Source organism: Acinetobacter sp. PC34, from assembly GCF_051789135.1.
GTDB lineage: Bacteria > Pseudomonadota > Gammaproteobacteria > Pseudomonadales > Moraxellaceae > Acinetobacter > Acinetobacter johnsonii.
Genome location: NZ_CP196664.1, coordinates 72,189 through 90,292, shown reverse-complemented (window position 1 = coordinate 90,292; position 18,104 = coordinate 72,189). Strand labels below are relative to the sequence as shown.

19 protein-coding genes are annotated in these 18,104 nt (G+C 42.6%); 10 read left to right on the top strand and 9 right to left on the bottom strand.

Features of this window, described 5'->3' with window-relative positions; all coding sequences use genetic code 11:
* Positions 1 to 121 precede the first annotated feature (121 nt).
* Positions 122 to 457 (bottom strand): ciprofloxacin tolerance protein AciT, encoded by a 336-nt coding sequence (aciT, locus tag ACSC9N_RS00420; RefSeq protein ID WP_004691806.1) that lies wholly within the window; start codon positions 455 to 457, stop codon positions 122 to 124.
* 410 nt (positions 458 to 867) lie between these two features.
* The gene (serB, locus tag ACSC9N_RS00415) at positions 868 to 2,088 is read right to left on the bottom strand and encodes a phosphoserine phosphatase SerB (RefSeq protein ID WP_063454374.1); all 1,221 of its coding nucleotides are present in this window, start codon (positions 2,086 to 2,088) and stop codon (positions 868 to 870) included.
* Positions 2,089 to 2,165: 77 nt separating this feature from the next.
* Between serB and ACSC9N_RS00410 the strand changes: the two genes are divergently transcribed.
* A complete protein-coding gene (locus tag ACSC9N_RS00410) occupies positions 2,166 to 3,419 on the top strand; it encodes a hypothetical protein (protein ID WP_062031846.1) in 1,254 nt (417 codons plus the stop codon).
* 54 nt (positions 3,420 to 3,473) lie between these two features.
* Here ACSC9N_RS00410 and ppk1 read toward each other — a convergent pair whose 3' ends face one another.
* The 4 genes from ppk1 to ACSC9N_RS00390 form a co-directional block, all read right to left on the bottom strand.
* The gene (gene ppk1 / locus ACSC9N_RS00405) at positions 3,474 to 5,537 is read right to left on the bottom strand and encodes a polyphosphate kinase 1 (protein ID WP_063454373.1); all 2,064 of its coding nucleotides are present in this window, start codon (positions 5,535 to 5,537) and stop codon (positions 3,474 to 3,476) included.
* A gap of 145 nt (positions 5,538 to 5,682) precedes the next feature.
* Positions 5,683 to 6,657, bottom strand: a complete 975-nt coding sequence (locus ACSC9N_RS00400) for a bile acid:sodium symporter family protein (RefSeq protein WP_063454372.1) — start codon at positions 6,655 to 6,657, stop codon at positions 5,683 to 5,685.
* Between the two features lie 71 nt (positions 6,658 to 6,728).
* On the bottom strand, positions 6,729 to 7,367 hold the full coding sequence (gene pncA, locus ACSC9N_RS00395) for a bifunctional nicotinamidase/pyrazinamidase (RefSeq protein ID WP_063454371.1): 639 nt from the start codon (positions 7,365 to 7,367) through the stop codon (positions 6,729 to 6,731).
* A 216-nt stretch (positions 7,368 to 7,583) separates the two neighbouring features.
* Positions 7,584 to 7,868 (bottom strand): hypothetical protein, encoded by a 285-nt coding sequence (locus tag ACSC9N_RS00390; protein ID WP_063454370.1) that lies wholly within the window; start codon positions 7,866 to 7,868, stop codon positions 7,584 to 7,586.
* Positions 7,869 to 7,968: 100 nt separating this feature from the next.
* Between ACSC9N_RS00390 and dapA the strand changes: the two genes are divergently transcribed.
* From dapA to ACSC9N_RS00350, 8 genes are all read left to right on the top strand, one after another.
* Positions 7,969 to 8,868 (top strand): 4-hydroxy-tetrahydrodipicolinate synthase, encoded by a 900-nt coding sequence (dapA, locus tag ACSC9N_RS00385; RefSeq protein ID WP_004691815.1) that lies wholly within the window; start codon positions 7,969 to 7,971, stop codon positions 8,866 to 8,868.
* Between the two features lie 13 nt (positions 8,869 to 8,881).
* Complete coding sequence (locus ACSC9N_RS00380) at positions 8,882 to 9,490, top strand: lipoprotein-34 precursor (NlpB) (protein ID WP_159152754.1); 609 nt, start codon at positions 8,882 to 8,884, stop codon at positions 9,488 to 9,490.
* 36 nt (positions 9,491 to 9,526) lie between these two features.
* Complete coding sequence (purC, locus tag ACSC9N_RS00375) at positions 9,527 to 10,246, top strand: phosphoribosylaminoimidazolesuccinocarboxamide synthase (protein ID WP_004691818.1); 720 nt, start codon at positions 9,527 to 9,529, stop codon at positions 10,244 to 10,246.
* A gap of 242 nt (positions 10,247 to 10,488) precedes the next feature.
* A complete protein-coding gene (locus tag ACSC9N_RS00370; RefSeq protein WP_159152755.1) occupies positions 10,489 to 11,145 on the top strand; it encodes a YrbL family protein in 657 nt (218 codons plus the stop codon).
* Positions 11,146 to 11,590: 445 nt separating this feature from the next.
* Complete coding sequence (locus ACSC9N_RS00365) at positions 11,591 to 12,376, top strand: ABC transporter substrate-binding protein (protein WP_004691819.1); 786 nt, start codon at positions 11,591 to 11,593, stop codon at positions 12,374 to 12,376.
* Positions 12,377 to 12,460: 84 nt separating this feature from the next.
* Entirely contained in the window at positions 12,461 to 13,150 is a 690-nt protein-coding gene (locus tag ACSC9N_RS00360; protein ID WP_004691820.1) for an ABC transporter permease, read from the top strand.
* Positions 13,147 to 13,860, top strand: coding sequence for an ABC transporter permease (locus ACSC9N_RS00355; protein ID WP_004691821.1), 714 nt, complete (start codon positions 13,147 to 13,149; stop codon positions 13,858 to 13,860). The genes ACSC9N_RS00360 and ACSC9N_RS00355 overlap by 4 nt, the downstream gene beginning before the upstream one ends.
* A gap of 8 nt (positions 13,861 to 13,868) precedes the next feature.
* Complete coding sequence (locus ACSC9N_RS00350; protein ID WP_159152756.1) at positions 13,869 to 14,645, top strand: ABC transporter ATP-binding protein; 777 nt, start codon at positions 13,869 to 13,871, stop codon at positions 14,643 to 14,645.
* Between the two features lie 157 nt (positions 14,646 to 14,802).
* Here ACSC9N_RS00350 and ACSC9N_RS00345 read toward each other — a convergent pair whose 3' ends face one another.
* Entirely contained in the window at positions 14,803 to 15,270 is a 468-nt protein-coding gene (locus tag ACSC9N_RS00345) for an Lrp/AsnC family transcriptional regulator (protein WP_228254617.1), read from the bottom strand.
* Positions 15,271 to 15,356: 86 nt separating this feature from the next.
* Here ACSC9N_RS00345 and ACSC9N_RS00340 point away from each other — a divergent pair, with 86 nt between their 5' ends.
* The gene (locus ACSC9N_RS00340; RefSeq protein ID WP_171518825.1) at positions 15,357 to 15,977 is read left to right on the top strand and encodes a LysE family translocator; all 621 of its coding nucleotides are present in this window, start codon (positions 15,357 to 15,359) and stop codon (positions 15,975 to 15,977) included.
* A gap of 97 nt (positions 15,978 to 16,074) precedes the next feature.
* Here ACSC9N_RS00340 and ACSC9N_RS00335 read toward each other — a convergent pair whose 3' ends face one another.
* Positions 16,075 to 17,352, bottom strand: coding sequence for a replication-associated recombination protein A (locus ACSC9N_RS00335; RefSeq protein ID WP_159152757.1), 1,278 nt, complete (start codon positions 17,350 to 17,352; stop codon positions 16,075 to 16,077).
* Positions 17,353 to 17,451: 99 nt separating this feature from the next.
* Positions 17,452 to 17,904 (bottom strand): YcgN family cysteine cluster protein, encoded by a 453-nt coding sequence (locus ACSC9N_RS00330; RefSeq protein WP_130235501.1) that lies wholly within the window; start codon positions 17,902 to 17,904, stop codon positions 17,452 to 17,454.
* Between the last annotated feature and the right edge of the window lie 200 nt (positions 17,905 to 18,104).

Genomic DNA, 18,104 nt, shown 5'->3' with positions numbered 1-18,104 from the left:
AATTGACTGTTTTCAATGCTACCACAAGTTGCCATTTTTACCGCTAGGCTTTGTATAACAATCATGTAAGAACGTAAAAAAGATGCTCTAGGCATCTTCTTTTACGGTATGAGGTTATGACTTAGCGGCTAGAACACTGCTGTTGGTCATCTTCATATACAGGTGTATGTTCAATACAACGGCGCTGCGCCAGAGCACGTTCTGCGCGACGGTCTTCACGTAGAAGCAACATCGTCACAATAAGCATCGCTGAAGTTAAAGCAGTTAAGTAGCTATAAGTGATCGGCATTTCAAACACTGCTTGCACACCTAGGCGAATGACTTCCAAGATTCCCCAAAACACCATACCCGCCACCATAAAACTCAACCAGCGACGATAAGGCGAAAAGAAAACAGCAATTAACGCAGCGGCGACTAAACTTAAGCCAACGATGGTTGCTAAATTCGCTGTTACCATAAAAACCTCCGTCTAAGATAAATTCAGGCGACTGATACACTGTGCTGAACTCATCCCCGATACCGTTTAAAATTAATGGATTGTGTAGCTTTCAAACTCTATGCATGCATTATGAGCAGTTTTGAAAAGAAAAAAAGGCTTGTATTTTTATAATGCGACATACCTTGTCGCCATATTATATTGTCATTACATTTTTTTAGATTTGAACTTTTCCAAAACAAAGACGCGCTCAGTCTTGGCGTGTCATTACAAAATAAAACCCGTATTTTCAGCGCTTAAAAATATTTTTTCCAATTCTATTGATCGTTGTTTTTATCGACATTTTTCACTGACCGCTCATCATTTTTCGCTTAAATTTGCAACAAAAAAACGCAGCTCAAAGGCTGCGTTTTTAATAACACAGAGATGCTTTAAGCACGATTTAAGTCTTTATCGTGCACACCCAATAAATACAACACCCCATCTAAGCCGACACTTGAAATGGCTTGATTAGCGTTTTGTCTCACCAGCGGTTTCGCACGGAAAGCTACACCTAGGCCAGCAATCGACAACATCGGTAAATCGTTCGCACCATCTCCTACTGCAATCGCCTGCTCAAGAGAAATGCCCATCTTATCGGCTAACTCACGTAATAATAATGCCTTACGCGCACCATCGACAATGTGACCTTTAACTTCGCCCGTCACCAACCCATTTTCAACGTCTAAGACATTGGCATGGACTTCATCAATACCAAGTTTGGCTTGTAGATACTCTGCAAAGTACTGAAAACCACCCGATAAGATAGCCGTGCGGTAGCCCAACGCTTTTAAAGTCGAAATTAAGCGTTCAGCACCTTCTGTAACGGTCAGACGTTCTGCAATTTTAGGTAGGACAGAGGCATCCATCCCTTTGAGCAGTGCGACACGTGCACGGAAGCTTTGCTGGAAATCTAGCTCACCCTGCATTGCACGTTCGGTGATTTCAGCGACTTGTGCGCCGACACCCGCTTCAATCGCCAACTCATCAATCACTTCTTGCTCGATTAAAGTCGAGTCCATGTCAAAACACACCAAACGGCGGTTACGACGGTAGGCATTGTCTTCTTGTACCGCTACATCGACATTTAGTTCATGTGACAAACGTAAACAAGCTGCACGCATGGCTGCGGCATCCAGCATTTGACCACTTAAACCGAATTGAACACAGGCGCGTTTCGGCCCATCGACTTCGCCATTTAAGACTGGACGACCAGACAGACGGGTCACGGTTTCGATGTTGAAACCTTGGTTGGACACAATATTTGTAACTGCTTGTAAGTGAGACGCTTCAAGCTCTGGCGCCAAAGCCGTGACGATATAACGCGTCCGTCCACCTTCACTCACCCACTGGTCATATTCAGTTGTAGTGATTGGTTTAAAACGTACAGTTAAACCAATATCATGTGCTAAAATTAGAATTTCCTTCATGGCCAAAGCTGTTGCAGTTTGGTCATCTGAAGAAATAACAATACCTAAGGTCAATTGGTTATGAATAACTGCTTGTCCGACATCTAAAATTTGTAATGAATGAGTGGACAATACCTGCATTAATCGAGTGAACTGATTCGGCTGGTCTGGTCCTAAAAATGAAATAAGAATGATTTCTCGCATGAATTGACTCGGGTCTGAGCTACGACTATTGTTAGAATCATAATCGAAATTGAATATATTTTCTTTGGAAGTTTACGTTGAATGCGCCTAGACAAGGGCTATTTGCTAGCCTATTAATTGTAAGTTTTGCTTTACATACCTTTTTATTGGTATTGGCAACGACTCATCAACTGAATGAAAACCGTGCCAACCAAGGCCAACTGATGACCTCTCAATTGGTCACAGACAGTCTTGCAGAGCTGGAGCCTGCCAACACGGTTTCCCTTGCGCTTTTGGTGGATCGCTATGCGACCAACCCAAGCGTAGCTTCCATTCGTATTTTGGATGCCAACAATCAAGTCTTGGCCACAGGTGGCCAAGTTCGAACACGTGATGGTGAAGTATTTGTCCGTGATGCGCTGCAAAATGAAAAGAAAGTAGGTAGCATTGAAATCACGCTCATTAAACCAAGTATGGGTGAGATTTTACGTACTCAGTGGTTAGCGATTTTATTGTCCTTAGCGATTCATGGTTTACTGTGGTTGGCTTATCGCGCCATTGCGCGCCCAAGCCGTACCGAATATTTGGCACGGATCAATAACGAATCCCGCTTAAAACATGAAATTCAAGTTTTAACCCAAACGCTTGAACAGGAAAAACACCATACGGCGGTCGCGATTGCCCAAGCACAACAACAAATCAAAACCAGTGCGAAGCCCAAAGAACAGAAACCTGTGATCGTGGATAATCATTCGGTTGCGCTCAATATTCAATTTTATGACCCGAAACAGTTGATGGACTCGGTGAATACAACCGTGTCTATTCCATACTTTAATTTGTGTCAAATTTTCCTCAATAAAAGCACAGAACTTTGTCTAAAACACTACAAACTCAACAGCACGGACATCACTACAGTTCAATCCTTTAATGAACATGGTGCCACCCTCAGCATGTCGACAGACACGCCGAATGCAGTGCCGTGTTTAATGATGATCAGTAGTGTGTTCCAACTGCTATCTGAGGTTTTATATAAACGTTACCGCGAAGAAAAGCGCTTTGTTTTGCAAACGCGCTGTGGCATTTCAACCTCAGTCGATGCGATGCAGCTGTCTGCAAATCAAGCTGCTGAGCGTTTGGTCCAACAGTTGTCTGCCAAAGAAAGTGCCATACATTTAAGCAACGAATTATTGAAAGACATTTCTGAAAGTTACCAACTGGTGAATTTACCTAATCCAACCAATGTCTTGACCCGCCATGCCTTTATGGTCAATGGCATGGGTGCGGAGTCTGCAGAGTTGGCACAAAGCTTAAGAACGGAAATTTTAAAAGCAAAACAATCTAAAGCCTCTTAATGATGTCCAACCATAAAAAAGCCTGACATATGTCAGGCTTTTTTATGGCAATTGTTAAATTTTAAGTTGCTTCTGCGCAATCAAATGTTGCTGCGCACTATACCTTTGCTCTGGATCGGTACAGGCCACTTTAAGCCAATGACCATCGGCTTGTAGCTCCCAAGCATTCAAACAATCATTTAAGTAACTGATTAATCCGTCTTTATAAATCTGCTTTTTCAAAACGCGATCTAATATTGGAAAGCAGGTTTCAACACGCGAAAATAAATTACGTCCCATCCAGTCTGCGCTGGCACAGTACAGCTTTTTCTCACCGCCATGCTCAAAACAATACACACGGGTATGTTCAAGAAAACGGCCCACAATCGAACGCACACGAATATTCTCAGACATGCCTTGGACCTGTGGAATCAAACAACAGATCGAACGGATAATCAGATCGACCTGTACCCCCGCTTGTGACGCACGATACAGTGCGGCAATTAACTGAGGTTCCGTTAAAGCATTGACTTTAATGATGATACGCGCCTTTTGACCGGCTTGCGCAAACTGAATTTCTTGCTCAATCAGTTTTAACAGTTCACTGTGTAACGTAAAAGGCGCATGTAACAACGCCTTCAACTTGGCCATTTTGCCCATCCCCGTCAGTTCTTGGAACATACGGTGTACATCTTCACAAATATCAGGTTGTGTGGTCATCAACCCATAGTCGGTATACATACGCGCATTACCCGCATGATAATTGCCTGTGCCCAGATGGGCATAACGGACCAACTGAGCATTTTCACGGCGTACGATCAAAATCATTTTGGCATGGGTTTTATAACCAACAATGCCATACACCACCACCGCTCCAGCTTCTTGCAAAATATTGGCCACGGTAATGTTCGACTCTTCATCAAAACGCGCACGCAACTCAATCACGGCTGTGACTTCCTTGCCATTTCGTGCTGCTTCTGCCAAGACCTGTACAATTTCCGAGTCAGGTCCACTGCGGTAGAGCGTTTGTTTAATTGCCAGCACATTTGGGTCTTTCGCTGCTTCTTTTAATAAACCAATCACAGGCTGAAAAGAATCAAAAGGATGATGCAACAACACATCCTGTGCTTTTAAGGTATCAAAGGTACTTTTTTGTTTACGCAAAACTTTGGGAATGACTGGGATAAAAACTGGATGCTTTAATTCAGGTCGGTCACAACTGGTGCTGAGGCGTGAAAGATTGATTGGCCCATCAATGCGATAAAGCTCCTGCTCAGTTAAATCAAACTCCTTGAGCAAATAATCAATCACCGCTTCGGGGCAGTCATCTTCGATTTCTAAACGCACCGCGCGACCAAAACGGCGTGAAGACAGCTCATCTTTAAGTGCCACCGCCAAATCATCAACATCTTCCGATAATATCAGATCTGCATTACGCGTCACACGAAAAGCATAACAGCCCGTGGCTTTCATCCCCGGAAACAGATCGCTGATGTGCTGCTGAATCATTGCGGTTAAAAAAATCTGCGTGTCGATATTGCCTGCCACGTTTTTCGGCATCTGAATTAAACGCGGTAATGAGCGCGGTGCAGGGACAATCGCCATCTCAATACTTCGTCCAAAAGCATCTTTACCTTGTAAACTCACAATGAAATTCAGACTTTTATTCACGAGGCGAGGAAAAGGGTGTGACGGATCTAAGCTGATGGGGGTCAAAACGGGTTGAATTTCTTTGGCAAAATATTCTGCAATCCACGCTTTATGTTTTTCTAAAATATCTTGGAACTGGATGAACTGAATACCTTGCGCTTGTAACTCAGGCAAAATCGAATGATTTAAAACTTCAAACTGTTTTTTGACGGCACGATGAATGGATTGGGACAGGTCTTCTAATATCACTTCAGTGGGAACAGCATCAGGGGTCCGTGCTATCACATTCATATCGCGTTGTTTCATCAAGCCCGCAATACGAATTTCAAAAAACTCATCTAAATTACGTGAAAAAATAATTAAAAAAGTTAAACGCTCCAGCACTGGCAAACTCGGATCTAATGCTTGTGCTAAAACCCGCTGATGAAACTCAAATAACGATAACTCTCGGTTAAAATACGTCGCCGATGAATGCTGAAAATTATCCATACCCTCTCAATGCTGTTTGCAACAGTCTGTTATGAAGTGTTTGGCAGGGATGTTAGGTAGTCTTTATGACAGTTTAGTTACAACCTCATGCCAAATAGAAAATTCATCCTGACTTTATGCTTAAAGCTGCAACAGCGTACAGTATTCAAACCGACATATGTTCCTTTTCACTTTTTTCCTTGGCTGTGGCGTCTGCTTTGGCGGCCCAATAACTGGCTAAAATTGGCCCTGAAATGTTATGCCACAAACTAAAGATCGCACTGGGTACCGCCGTAATTGGCGAAGCAGCAAAATGCACGGCAGCCAAAGCCACGCCTAGTCCTGAGTTTTGCATACCGACCTCAATCGAAACCGCTTTACAGTCGGCATGTGGCAAGTGAAACATCCGTGCTGCTGCAAAGCCAAGTAAATAACCAATCGCGTTATGTAATGCCACCACAGCTAAAATCAATAAGCCTGATTCTAAAATTTGTGCTTTTGAGCCGCCAATAATCGCCGCCACAATCAGCACAATCGCCACTACAGAAATTAAGGGCATCACCGAAATATAGCTTTCAACTTTGTGTTTCAGCACGGCACGTACCACCAGCCCTAAAATAATCGGGAACAGCACCACCTGCAAAATTGAACTCAGCATCGACCATGCATTAATTTCAATCCATTGGCTGGCCAACAGATAGAAAATCGCGGGAGTCAACACAGGCGCCAATAAGGTCGATACCGTGGTACATGCGACAGACAAAGCCGTATTGCCTTTCGCCATATAAGTAATCACATTAGATGCTGTGCCACCCGGGCAGCAACCCACCAAAATCACCCCGATCGCAATTTCAGTCGGCAAGCGAAATAATAAGCACAGCAGATAAGCCACGCTTGGCATCACCACAAACTGAGCCGCTACCCCAATTGCAACCGCTTTAGGACTTTGCATCACCCCTTTAAAATCTTCCAGTGTCATGGTCATGCCCATACCAAACATGATCAGCCCTAACATCCACGTGATATAAGCCTTCATCCAGACAAAAGTTTCAGGGCTTAGGAGCGCAATGCCTGCAAATAACACCACCCACAGGGCAAAGGTTTTTTGAATCCAAGCGGTAAATTTTAAAAAAGTGCCCATGACCCTTCCCTACTGCATGTTTTTTATAATGTCGATATTAGTGATTGAGGTGAGCCGATTGGTTCAGCGCATCAGTTCACGGCATATTGTTGCACAATATCTTTGCAATACAGACGTTTCACACCATGGGCCAGCATCTCTTGCCATGCATGTTGTAAAGAACCATGTAAATCAATGCCTTTGGTGGCATCGGCAATCACATAGGTTTGAAAACCGAGTTTACAGGCATCAATTGCCGTCCATGCCACACAAAAGTCAGTTGCAATCCCAACAATAAACACAGTATCAATCCCACGCTCTCTTAAATAGCCTGCGAGTCCCGTCTGGGTTTTGTGATCCGCTTCTAAAAAAGCAGAATAACTATCAATGTGAGTATGACATCCTTTACGAATGATCAACTGCGCTTTGGCAAGGTCGAGATCAGGATGCAGTTCAGCATCTTGTGTGCCTTGTACACAGTGACGTGGCCAGAGTACTTGTGTGCCATAGTCCAATTCAATGGTTTGAAAGGCTTGTTGATCGGGGTGATTGTCTGCAAAAGAAATGTGATTTTCGGGATGCCAATCTTGGGTGAGTATAATAGTGTCAAAATAATCAGCCAACTGATTAATTTTAGGAATAATTTGATCTGATCCTGCTACCGCCAAATTTCCACCAGGCGTAAAACCATTTTGTACATCCACCACAATCAATGCCATATTCTTCTGCATTCTTCTCTGTCCTTTTTGTTCTGCGCTCGAAGGCCAAGCATAGCTTAATTTATAAAACAGTATTCATCCTCGCGGGTCAAAATTAAATGACCACAGCCTTGAGTGCAATGGATATTGCGGCAAATTGAAGCGAAAATAGAATACAGAACAAAATGCTAGGCATTAATCTATAACGTTAAAAGGACGATGTCACACATACTTAGAGAACTCGTATAATCATGCAAAATCCTGACGTTTATAGAAGTTTATAACCCAATATTCAATTTGATCGGCTTCTAATGCTCGATTGAGATGAAGAGTCTCTTTTTTTTTAAATGCGTTAATCCATGGCCATAGGTTATGCAAAACGCTCTTTTCAGATGCAAAATAAGATGCATTTCTTTGTCTACCATTTGAACAAGCTGTATTTTTGTAGCGAATGATAAAGTTTTTATACACTTTGACTAAAGCATATTGTTCTTCATGTTGTGTTCGTTCATAATTTGCATAAGCATTATTCAATGCATCAGCGCTTTGAAAATGCTATAAATTAAAATACGCACCCATCCAATCTTATGTTTTTCTGGCCTAACTGGATGGACAAATAGGATATTTTTTTAAAATGACTCAGCAAGCACAGACCATCCAAGGCTCAATTGTCGCAATCGTCACCCCTATGTTTGAAGATGGCAGCGTAGATTGGAAGGGTCTAGAGAAGCTCGTTGAGTGGCACATCGCACAAGGCACAAATAGCATTGTTGCTGTCGGTACAACGGGTGAAGCGTCTACTCTAAGCATGAAAGAGCATACACAAGTGATTAAAGAAATCATTCGTGTCGCGAACAAACGCATCCCGATTATTGCGGGGACTGGCGCGAATTCAACGCGTGAAGCCATCGAGTTGACGAAAGAAGCCAAAGAACTCGGTGCAGATGCTGCTCTTCTGGTTACCCCTTATTATAATAAACCGACTCAAGAAGGCTTATATCAGCACTATAAAGCTATTGCTGAAGCTGTTGATCTTCCTCAAATTCTGTATAACGTACCTGGTCGTACAGGTGTCGATATGGCGAATGAAACGGTCATTCGTTTGGCCGATATTCCTCAAATTGTGGGCATTAAAGATGCCACAGGTGATGTCCCTCGTGGCCAAGCACTGCTCGAAGGCCTTGCTGGCAAAGCGATGACCGTCTATTCAGGTGATGATGCAACGGCTTATCAACTGATTCTGTCGGGAGCAAAAGGTAATATTTCTGTGACTGCGAACGTTGCCCCAAAAGAAATGAGCGATGTTTGCGCGGCAGCACTGGCAGGCGAAGCTGAAAAAGCAGAAAACCTAAATACCCAAGTTGCAAATTTACACGAAATTCTATTTTGCGAATCAAACCCAATTCCTGTGAAATGGGCACTTCATGAAATGGAGTTAATCGAAACGGGTATTCGTTTACCATTAACACCACTTGCAGAACAATATCGCACACCGCTCCGTGAAGCACTCACAACGGCGGGTGTCATTAAATAAAGAGCACATCAATATGCAATTACGTTTAGGTCTTACTCTCGCACTTTCAGTCGTCAGTTTAGCGGGTTGTAGTTCCCTTGCAGTCAATAACGGTAGTTTGGACTATAAAGAAACAGCAACCTTAGAACCTCTTAAGTACCCTGAAGGCTCTATGGTTCGACCTGCAACGCCGTTGTATCCAGCTCCAACGGTTGAAGCGCTCGCTCTTGAACACGCACCTGTACTTGAAAATAAGCGCGGAAACCGTTTTGCAATGCCGCGCCCTCAAGCTGCTCAAGTCATGTCGAATGCCGAATCAACGGAAACAGTTGATACAGCTGTGAGTCACCCTCAATTGATTATTGACGGAAATAATAATCCGCTGCTCAAAATTGAGGGAAATTCTGCTACAATTTGGCAATATACGCTTGCCACCCTTAGCAGCCTCAACCATCAAATCGTTGGTCAAAGCAAAAATGGTTATGAAGCAACCATTAAAATCGATCAACAGGTCTATGTGTTAAGACTGACCGCGGTCGGCAGCAGCAACAACCTTGCTGTGTTCAATGCCGATAACAGTTTTGCAGCGCCTGAAAAAGCCACAGAATTGTTAACCCAGATTTACCAAAATTGGCCAGCCTAGTCGTACTAGGCATTTTTTTTTGAAAAAGGTTCCCTCATGTTAAAACAAACCTTGCTCTATACTGGTAAAGCGAAATCTGTCTATGAAACAGACAGTGCAGACCACCTGATTTTAGTCTTTCGTGATGATGCTTCGGCATTCAATGGTGAAAAGATCGAACAACTAGATCGTAAAGGTAAGGTGAACAACCGTTTTAACGCCTTTATCATGGATAAATTGGCTGCGGCTGGCATTGAGACTCACTTTGAAAAACTTCTTTCTCCAACTGAAGTTCTAGTGAAAAAACTCAGCATGATCCCTGTTGAATGTGTAATCCGTAATTATGCAGCAGGTTCTTTATGCCGTCGCTTAGGTGTAGAAGAAGGCAAGGAATTAACACCGCCGACTTTTGAATTATTCTTCAAAGATGATGCGCTTGGCGACCCAATGGTCAATGAGTCTCAAGCGATTGCTTTAGGTTGGGCAACTGCTGAGCAACTTGAGCAAATGAAAGTCCTCACTTACCAAGTAAACGAAGTGCTTAAAAACTTATTTGACCAAGGTGGCATGCTACTTGTGGACTTCAAACTTGAGTTTGGTGTATTCCACGACCGAATTGTTCTTGGTGATGAGTTCTCTCCAGACGGTTGTCGTCTATGGGACAAAGAAACCAAGAAAAAGCTCGACAAAGACCGTTTCCGCCAAGGTTTAGGCGGTGTGGTTGAAGCTTATGAAGAAGTTGCTGCACGTTTAGGTATCGACCTTTCTGATATCTAATCTGTTACAGATTCAAAAACCGAGCTTAATCGCTCGGTTTTTTTATGTTTCACATTTTAGATCAATGCCTTGTTATAACTGCAATACAAGCCTATAAGTTCTTTTTTAATCCCCCCTCTACAACATAAATATTAAAGTTTCATGAAATTTTATTTATTTTTTTGTAAAATAGTCATTTCAATCACATGAAATGTCACATTTCTAATGATGCTTTTCTTGTATATCTCCTGATAGAAGGCCGTATGATTTATCAATTAGATGAACTGCAATGTATCGGACAAGGCTGTTCAAAAATGGTGTTTCAGCATCCTGAGGATGAAAACAAAATCATCAAAGTCATGAATCCAAATCGAGTGGATGAAGATGGTGGCTGGAAAGGACATGGCAAACTTAAACGTAGAATGTCGCAAGGCGTTTATCGCCAATTCCGCCGTGAATTATTGCAATATCTACAGCTATGTAAAAATCATTATAAAAATAATATCTTTAGCTTTCCTGTCGAAATGCCTTATGGTTTTGTGAAAACTTCTGTAGGCTTGGGTTTTGTGACTGAAAAAATTGTCTGCCCAAGTGGTGAAGGTATGACTTTATTTGAGTTATGCAAATCACATCAATTTGAGGAAAAACACGCCAAAGCTCTAGATGACTTTTTTCAGCTTTGCTGCGACTTACACATTATCTTCGGTGAGGTAAACATCGCAGGAATTATGTATACAGAGCAGCGAAATAATAAGCCCGAATTTGTCTTGGTCGATGGTATGGGTGAGAAATTATTTATTCCAATCCGGGCTATGAGCAAAAGAATTAATGCACATAATGTACGAAAAACTGAGCGAAAAATTCGCGCCCAAATGCAGCAAATGCTGAACTTAAAAGATGAGCTTCTTCCTCTAAGCTAATACCACTCCTTTAAGTTGCGTCATTCAAAAAGCCGAGCTTAAACGTTCGGTTTTTTTGTTTTCAGCTCCATAGCTATTACAGTACTTCAGCTTACTTATAAGCTATTCAGCACTGAAAAATAGTCTTGTAAGACATTGATCCACTGTTAAAAAATCATCAATTCTGTACGCCATAGCGCACAAGACTTCAGGTATATTTCAACTATGTCTCACCTTCATTTTTTCATATGATAAAAACATATGAACAGGACGTTCTCAGATAAAAATTATTCCAACCGAAAAAATACCCTTATTTCCTCATCTCTCATGGCGACAAGATCCATCGATCTCCTAAGAGCCGAAAGCTTGGTATAGATATTGCTTTTATTCAAAAGTACTCAGTAGGGTAAGTTCTATCTTCGTCTTATTTCTTAGATTTGATTTTTTACGGATGGCTATATTTAAAATGAAAAACTGGCAAAAAAAATTACTACTTTCCACTACATTCGTAGCCGTAGCACTAAGCAGTACTGTCCAAGCAAAAGAATGGAAAACCATTCGTTTTGGCACAGAATCTGCGTATGCACCTTTTGAATATAAAACACCAGACAATAAGCTGGTCGGTTTTGACATCGACTTGGGCAATGCCATTTGTGCCAAATTAAAAGCTAAATGTGTCTGGGTAGAAAACTCCTTTGATGGGATGATTCCTGCACTCAAAGCGAAGAAATTCGACGGTATCCTGTCTTCAATGACGGTCACTACGGATCGCGCAAAACAAATCGCATTTAGTAATAAAATTTACAACACGCCTACCCGCATGGTCGCAAAGAAAGGTTCTCCTTTGCTCCCTACACCAGCATCTTTAAAAGGAAAACGTGTGGGTGTACAACAAGGTACGATTCAAGAAGGCTATGCAAAAGCCTATTGGGCACCTAAGGGTGTGAATGTGGTTCCTTATCCAAACCAAGATGTGCTTTACCAAGACATGGTTTCTGGGCGTCTAGATGCAACATTACAAGATGCGATTATGGTCGATGCAGGGTTCCTGAAATCGGCGAAAGGTAAAGGCTTTGCTTTTGCGGGCAATAATGTTGTCGATGCCAAAACACTCGGTGTAGGCGCTGCAATCGGCTTACGTAAAGAAGATGTCGATCTGAAAAAGAATATTGATAAAGCATTAGCTGAAATTATTGCCGACGGCACCTATAAGAAACTCGAGAAAAAATACTTCTCCTTCAGCATTTATTAATTTATAGGGTGTCGATTAAATACCGACACCCTATATATATTGCTGATTTATAAAATTTTATATTTTTACTCGGAGAAACTGAGTATGTTTCTGTCTGGCTATGGTCCCGTATTACTCAGTGGCACTTGGATGACCATACAGCTTGCTTTGTTATCACTGGTACTTTCGATCATTATTGGATTGTTTGGGGCAAGTGCCAAACTCTCTCGTATTCAAATCTTACGTCATGTTGCAACCCTCTATACCACGCTCATTCGTAGTGTTCCTGATCTGGTAATCATGTTGTTGTTGTTCTATAGCCTGCAACTTGGATTGAACTCGATTACCGAATCGATCCATATGGAGCAAATTGACATCAATCCCTTTGTGGCAGGGGTGATTACTTTAGCCTTTATTTATGGGGCCTATTTTACGGAAACCTTCCGTGGCGCATTTCAAGCCGTCCCCAAAGGTCAACTTGAAGCTGCATATGCCTATGGCATGACCCCATTTCAAGTCTTCAGGCGTGTCCTCTTTCCACAAATGATGCGCTTTGCCTTACCGGGGATTGGCAATAACTGGCAAGTCCTGATTAAAGCCACTGCCTTGGTGTCCTTAATTGGTTTGACCGACATCGTCAAAATTACCCAAGATGCAGGTCGAAGCAGCATGCAAGTGTTCTATTTCAGTATTGTTGCAGCCGTCATTTATCTGGCCATCACCACCCTTTCGAATTTGATTCTCATGTGGCTGGAACGTCGTTATTCTGCTGGTGTGAAAAAGGGACAACTATGATTGAAATTATTCAACAATACTGGCAGTCCTATCTGTGGACCGATGGTTTTCAAATGACTGGGGTCGCCATGACCGCGTGGCTACTGGTCTTATCGATTGCGATTGGTTTTGTTCTGGCTGTGCCTTTGTCAATTGCTCGAGTTTCTGAGCATGCTTTTGTACGTGGACCTGTTTGGTTTTTTACTTATATTTTCCGTGGTACCCCCTTATATGTGCAGCTACTGATTATTTATACCGGAATTTATAGCCTTGAATTTGTGCATGCCCATGAACGGCTCGATGAGTTTTTTAGAGAGGGGCTTAATTGCACCATTTTAGCGTTTGCACTCAATACAGCAGCTTATACCACTGAAATTTTTGCAGGGGCCATACGTTCGATTCCCTACGGCGAAATTGAGGCTGCAAAAGCCTTTGGAATGTCGCCTTGGAAACGCTATACCCGTATTATTATTCCGTCGATGCTACGCCGAGCATTGCCGTTTTATGGTAATGAAGTCATTTTGATGCTGCATGCAACCACCATTGCCTTCACTGCAACCGTGCCTGATATTCTCAAAATTGCACGGGATGTCAATGCTGCCACTTATGCCACGTTTGATGCCTTTGGCATTGCCGCTGTGCTGTATGCCTGTCTGGCATTTATCCTCATTTGGATCTTTCGTAAATTGGAACAACGCTGGTTGGCGTTTTTAAAACCATCGAATCATTAGGAGAAACAATGGAAAATTCAGCAAAACTGGTGATTCGAGACCTTTGTAAAAGTTTTGGCGATCATGAAGTTTTAAAAGGGGTTTCACTTGAGGCACGCGCAGGTGATGTGATTAGTATTATTGGTTCCTCAGGTTCAGGTAAAAGTACCTTTCTTCGTTGCATCAATTTTCTAGAGCAACCGAGCCAAGGCAGCATTCAGCTCAATGGCGAACAGTTAGAGACCACTTTAGATAAAAATGGTGATCTCAAAGCGACAAACTCTAAACAACTGCAAAAAATGCGTACTCAACTGATGATGGTCTTTCAACATTTCAATTTATGGTCGCATATGACGGTATTAGAAAATATTATTGAAGGGCCCATTCATGTCTTGGGGCTAAAGCGGAGTGAGGCAGAAGAGCGTGCGCGAAAATATTTAAGAAAAGTGGGGCTCGCAGAAAGTGTCGAAAAGAAATATCCGTCTTTTTTGTCAGGAGGACAACAACAGCGTGTTGCGATTGCCCGTGCCTTGGCAATGGAGCCGGAAGTGATGTTGTTTGATGAGCCAACCAGCGCTCTAGATCCTGAACTGGTGGGTGAAGTGTTGAAAGTGATGCAAAGTTTGGCTGAAGAAGGCCGAACCATGATTGTGGTCACCCATGAAATGGGCTTCGCACGCCATGTGTCCAATCATGTCATTTTCTTAGATCAAGGCAAAATTGAAGAACAAGGTGATCCAAAAGAAGTTTTAATTCACCCCAAAAGTGAACGCCTGCAACAGTTTTTAGAGGGTAACTTTAAATAATTGAATAGCTTTCAATAGCTTGATGCAGCAATGATTCAACACTCAATGCTTAGTTAAAAAGATAAAGTGCCTCGTTTGATCTGATCCCGCGAAACTATATGTACTCAGATAAAAACCGAGCCATTTCGCTCGGTTTTTTACCTTTCCACCTAAGCTTTTATAGATTGGTATATCGATTTTTAGTGGTATCCATCACCAAAAAACTGGTGATCGAGCTAATGGAAGGAATCGTTCCCAAAACATCAGTATGAAACTTTTTATAAGACTTGATGTCTGCCACTTCAACCCTGAGTAAATACTCGACCGAGCCTGTAATGGTATGACACTCTGTGACTTCATCCGTTGCTGTGATCACATCCTCAAACTGACTCAAGCTTTCTTTTGAGTGACAAGACAGCCCAATGGTCACATAAACCGTTAAACCAACACCCAAAAGCGAACGGTCAATCACCGCTTTATAGCCTCGGATCACACCAATTCTTTCTAACTCTTGCACGCGTCGTAAACAGGCCGATGGTGACAAACCCACGCGTTCTGCCAGTTTAATATTGGTTAAATGTGCATCGCGCTCAAGTTCACACAATATTTTTCGGTCTAATCGATCTAATTCAATCATTTGTTGCATAAAATTCAGTATTAACGATCAATATACAACCAAATTGTGATAAATCAACAATAAAATTATACTTATTTGATTACTCCATCCCCTTTATGAATGCGTCACTGTTTGTCTCTTATCTGCTGTTCTGTGTCGTAATGACCTGCACGCCTGGACCCAATAATGCACTGGTCATGCTGTCTGGTGCACGATTTGGCATCCGTAAAACCCTACCTCTGGTTTTAGGCATTGCCTTTGGTGTGGCCGTGCAACTCTTCGCCATCGGCATCGGCTTAAATCAGGTGTTTCTGGCCCTGCCCCAGCTCCAATTTATTTTAAGTTTGATCGGCACAGCTTATATTCTGTGGCTCGCATGGAAAATTGCAGCCAGTGGACCACTCAACATCGAATTAGAACAAAAACCATCGATGGGTTTTCTACAAGGGGCTCTTTTTCAGTGGGTCAATCCCAAAGCGTGGATTATCTCCATCAGCACCATTGCCACTTATTTTGCTTTAAACCATCATGTCAGTGATATTCTTTATGCGGCCCTGATTTTAATGGTGATTTCCATTCCATGTGTCGGGGTTTGGGCTGTCGGTGGTCTTTTCTTACGCCAATATCTGATGAAACCACGCTTTGCCTTGAGCTTTAACATCACGATGGCAATCGCTTTATTAGCCGCTGTGTTACCTGCGGCATTAAAATTGATAAATACGCACATCGGAACATAAAAACGCTACAGTGCTTAAAGAAAAAACTGCTCAATGAATGTGACTAAATCCTAAGCCCCAGAAACAAAAAGCGTGATTTGTGAATCAGGCTTTTTTATTACTGCTGCTGTTGCTGCTCTTGTTGCCAACGGCGTTGCTGTAAACGCTCACCCTCAACCTCACGCTTATTGCGTGCCGACTCATACAGCTTGGCGCCTTTGAGCTCAGGGGGTAAATATTCTTGCATCACAAAATGCTCTGGATAGTTGTGCGGATACAAGTAGTCGACGCCATAGCCCTGCTCTTTCATCAACTTGGTCGGTGCATTTCTTAAATGCAGCGGCACAGGTAAATTCGCTGTTTTCTCGGCCAAATCCAACGCTTTGTTGATCGCAAGATAAGTACTGTTACTTTTGGCACTGGTCGCCAAATAAACCGCACACTGCCCAAGAATAATTCGACACTCTGGCATGCCCACCGCTTGAACAGAACGGAAGCATTCTCCAGCAAGCAGCAGTGCATTGGGGTTTGAGTTGCCAATGTCCTCAGAGGCTGCAATCAACATCCGACGGGCAATAAAAACAGGATCTTCACCGCCTTTGAGCATGCGTGCCATCCAATACAAGGTGGCATCGGGATCACTCCCTCGAATTGACTTAATAAAAGCCGACACCAAATCATAATGCTGCTCACCCGATTTGTCATAACGGGCGATATTTTGCTGTGCAACTTTGACCACCATTGCATTGGTCACGATATTTTCAACGTCAGGTTCGAAGGTGCCCGCAATGAGTTCAATTAAATTCAAGGCTTTACGGGCATCACCTGCGGCAAACTGCACCAGTGCTTCAAATTCTTCAATTTGAATATAACGCTCTTTTAAAAACGGATCGCTTTTAATTGCTTGCAATAATAAAATTTGAATCGCATCGGCATCGAGTGCATTTAAGGTATAGACCTGACAACGCGACAACAATGCACTGTTGACTTCAAAAGAAGGATTCTCGGTGGTGGCACCAATGAGGGTAATTTTGCCTTTCTCCACAGCATTCAGTAAGGCATCTTGCTGTGATTTGTTAAAGCGATGAATTTCATCAATAAACACCACAGGTGGCATTAAATCTCCGCCATCGGCAATGATCTCACGGAGCTCTTTAACCCCCGTATTGAGTGCAGATAGACTGACAAATGGTCGGTCGATTGCTTGCGCCAACAGTAAAGCAATGGTGGTTTTCCCCACGCCTGGCGGCCCCCAAAAAATAATCGATGGCAAATGCCCTTGATCGATCATTTGGCGGAGCGGTGCCTGCTCACCCAATAAGTGATCCTGCCCAATAATTTCAGATAAATCACGCGGGCGTAAACGTTCAGGCAGTGGAATATTGCTATCGGACATAGGGCTAGGACTTATCATGCGTTCATCGAATGCTTATGTTATGGCAAATTCAGGCAAATGACACAAGCTTTTCATGCAATTTGATTGTGCTTTTATCGGCTAGCGAAACCAACGTACAATATAGTCTTCGATGTCGTCATCCTGAATCTCTTCTTCAGAAATACAGCGTCCTGCTGCAGACTTTTTCGCTTTCAGAATACTTTGACGTGAGCCCGTGTTCAAATAGTGCCATCTGGGCAAATTTTTACCTTCATGCAGACGACGGTAAGCACAGCTCGGTGGTAACCAATGAATCGTGTCTAAAAGTTCGGGCGTAAGCTGGATACAATCGGGCACATGCTGCTTTCGGTTCGGATAATCCCGACAACTGGCCGTTTGACAGTCCAGCAGTTTACAGGCCACTTTGGTATAGGCGACTTCTTGGCTTTCTTCATCTTCAAGTTTCACCAGACAGCATAGACCACAACCATCACACAACGCTTCCCACTCTGCTGAACGTAGCTCAGTGAGCGCATAATGCTTCCAAAACTCTGGTCTTAATTCGTTGGACATAACCACTGCCAATAAAACTGAATGCACTATTATAACCTATAGTCACATGGCTTTCAGAGCTATCTAAAGTGTCAATATTTACATCATATTCATAAACTTAAAATACAAACAGAACACTTTTTAAACAAAAGCAACACAGTGTGTCCGAACCTTCTTTCTATACTAATAGAGTAATAAATAAGAACATCTATGGAGAAAAA

Excerpts from the sequence above, each read along its gene's own strand:
- aciT (WP_004691806.1), bottom strand. The coding sequence starts at position 457 with ATGGTAACAGCGAATTTAGCAACCATCGTTGGCTTAAGTTTAGTCGCC.
- serB (WP_063454374.1), bottom strand. The coding sequence starts at position 2,088 with ATGCGAGAAATCATTCTTATTTCATTTTTAGGACCAGACCAGCCGAAT.
- ppk1 (WP_063454373.1), bottom strand. The coding sequence starts at position 5,537 with ATGGATAATTTTCAGCATTCATCGGCGACGTATTTTAACCGAGAGTTA.
- ACSC9N_RS00400 (WP_063454372.1), bottom strand. The coding sequence starts at position 6,657 with ATGGGCACTTTTTTAAAATTTACCGCTTGGATTCAAAAAACCTTTGCC.
- pncA (WP_063454371.1), bottom strand. The coding sequence starts at position 7,367 with ATGCAGAAGAATATGGCATTGATTGTGGTGGATGTACAAAATGGTTTT.
- dapA (WP_004691815.1), top strand. The coding sequence starts at position 7,969 with ATGACTCAGCAAGCACAGACCATCCAAGGCTCAATTGTCGCAATCGTC.
- ACSC9N_RS00380 (WP_159152754.1), top strand. The coding sequence starts at position 8,882 with ATGCAATTACGTTTAGGTCTTACTCTCGCACTTTCAGTCGTCAGTTTA.
- purC (WP_004691818.1), top strand. The coding sequence starts at position 9,527 with ATGTTAAAACAAACCTTGCTCTATACTGGTAAAGCGAAATCTGTCTAT.
- ACSC9N_RS00370 (WP_159152755.1), top strand. The coding sequence starts at position 10,489 with ATGATTTATCAATTAGATGAACTGCAATGTATCGGACAAGGCTGTTCA.
- ACSC9N_RS00365 (WP_004691819.1), top strand. The coding sequence starts at position 11,591 with ATGAAAAACTGGCAAAAAAAATTACTACTTTCCACTACATTCGTAGCC.
- ACSC9N_RS00360 (WP_004691820.1), top strand. The coding sequence starts at position 12,461 with ATGTTTCTGTCTGGCTATGGTCCCGTATTACTCAGTGGCACTTGGATG.
- ACSC9N_RS00355 (WP_004691821.1), top strand. The coding sequence starts at position 13,147 with ATGATTGAAATTATTCAACAATACTGGCAGTCCTATCTGTGGACCGAT.
- ACSC9N_RS00350 (WP_159152756.1), top strand. The coding sequence starts at position 13,869 with ATGGAAAATTCAGCAAAACTGGTGATTCGAGACCTTTGTAAAAGTTTT.
- ACSC9N_RS00345 (WP_228254617.1), bottom strand. The coding sequence starts at position 15,270 with ATGCAACAAATGATTGAATTAGATCGATTAGACCGAAAAATATTGTGT.
- ACSC9N_RS00340 (WP_171518825.1), top strand. The coding sequence starts at position 15,357 with ATGAATGCGTCACTGTTTGTCTCTTATCTGCTGTTCTGTGTCGTAATG.
- ACSC9N_RS00335 (WP_159152757.1), bottom strand. The coding sequence starts at position 17,352 with ATGTCCGATAGCAATATTCCACTGCCTGAACGTTTACGCCCGCGTGAT.
- ACSC9N_RS00330 (WP_130235501.1), bottom strand. The coding sequence starts at position 17,904 with ATGTCCAACGAATTAAGACCAGAGTTTTGGAAGCATTATGCGCTCACT.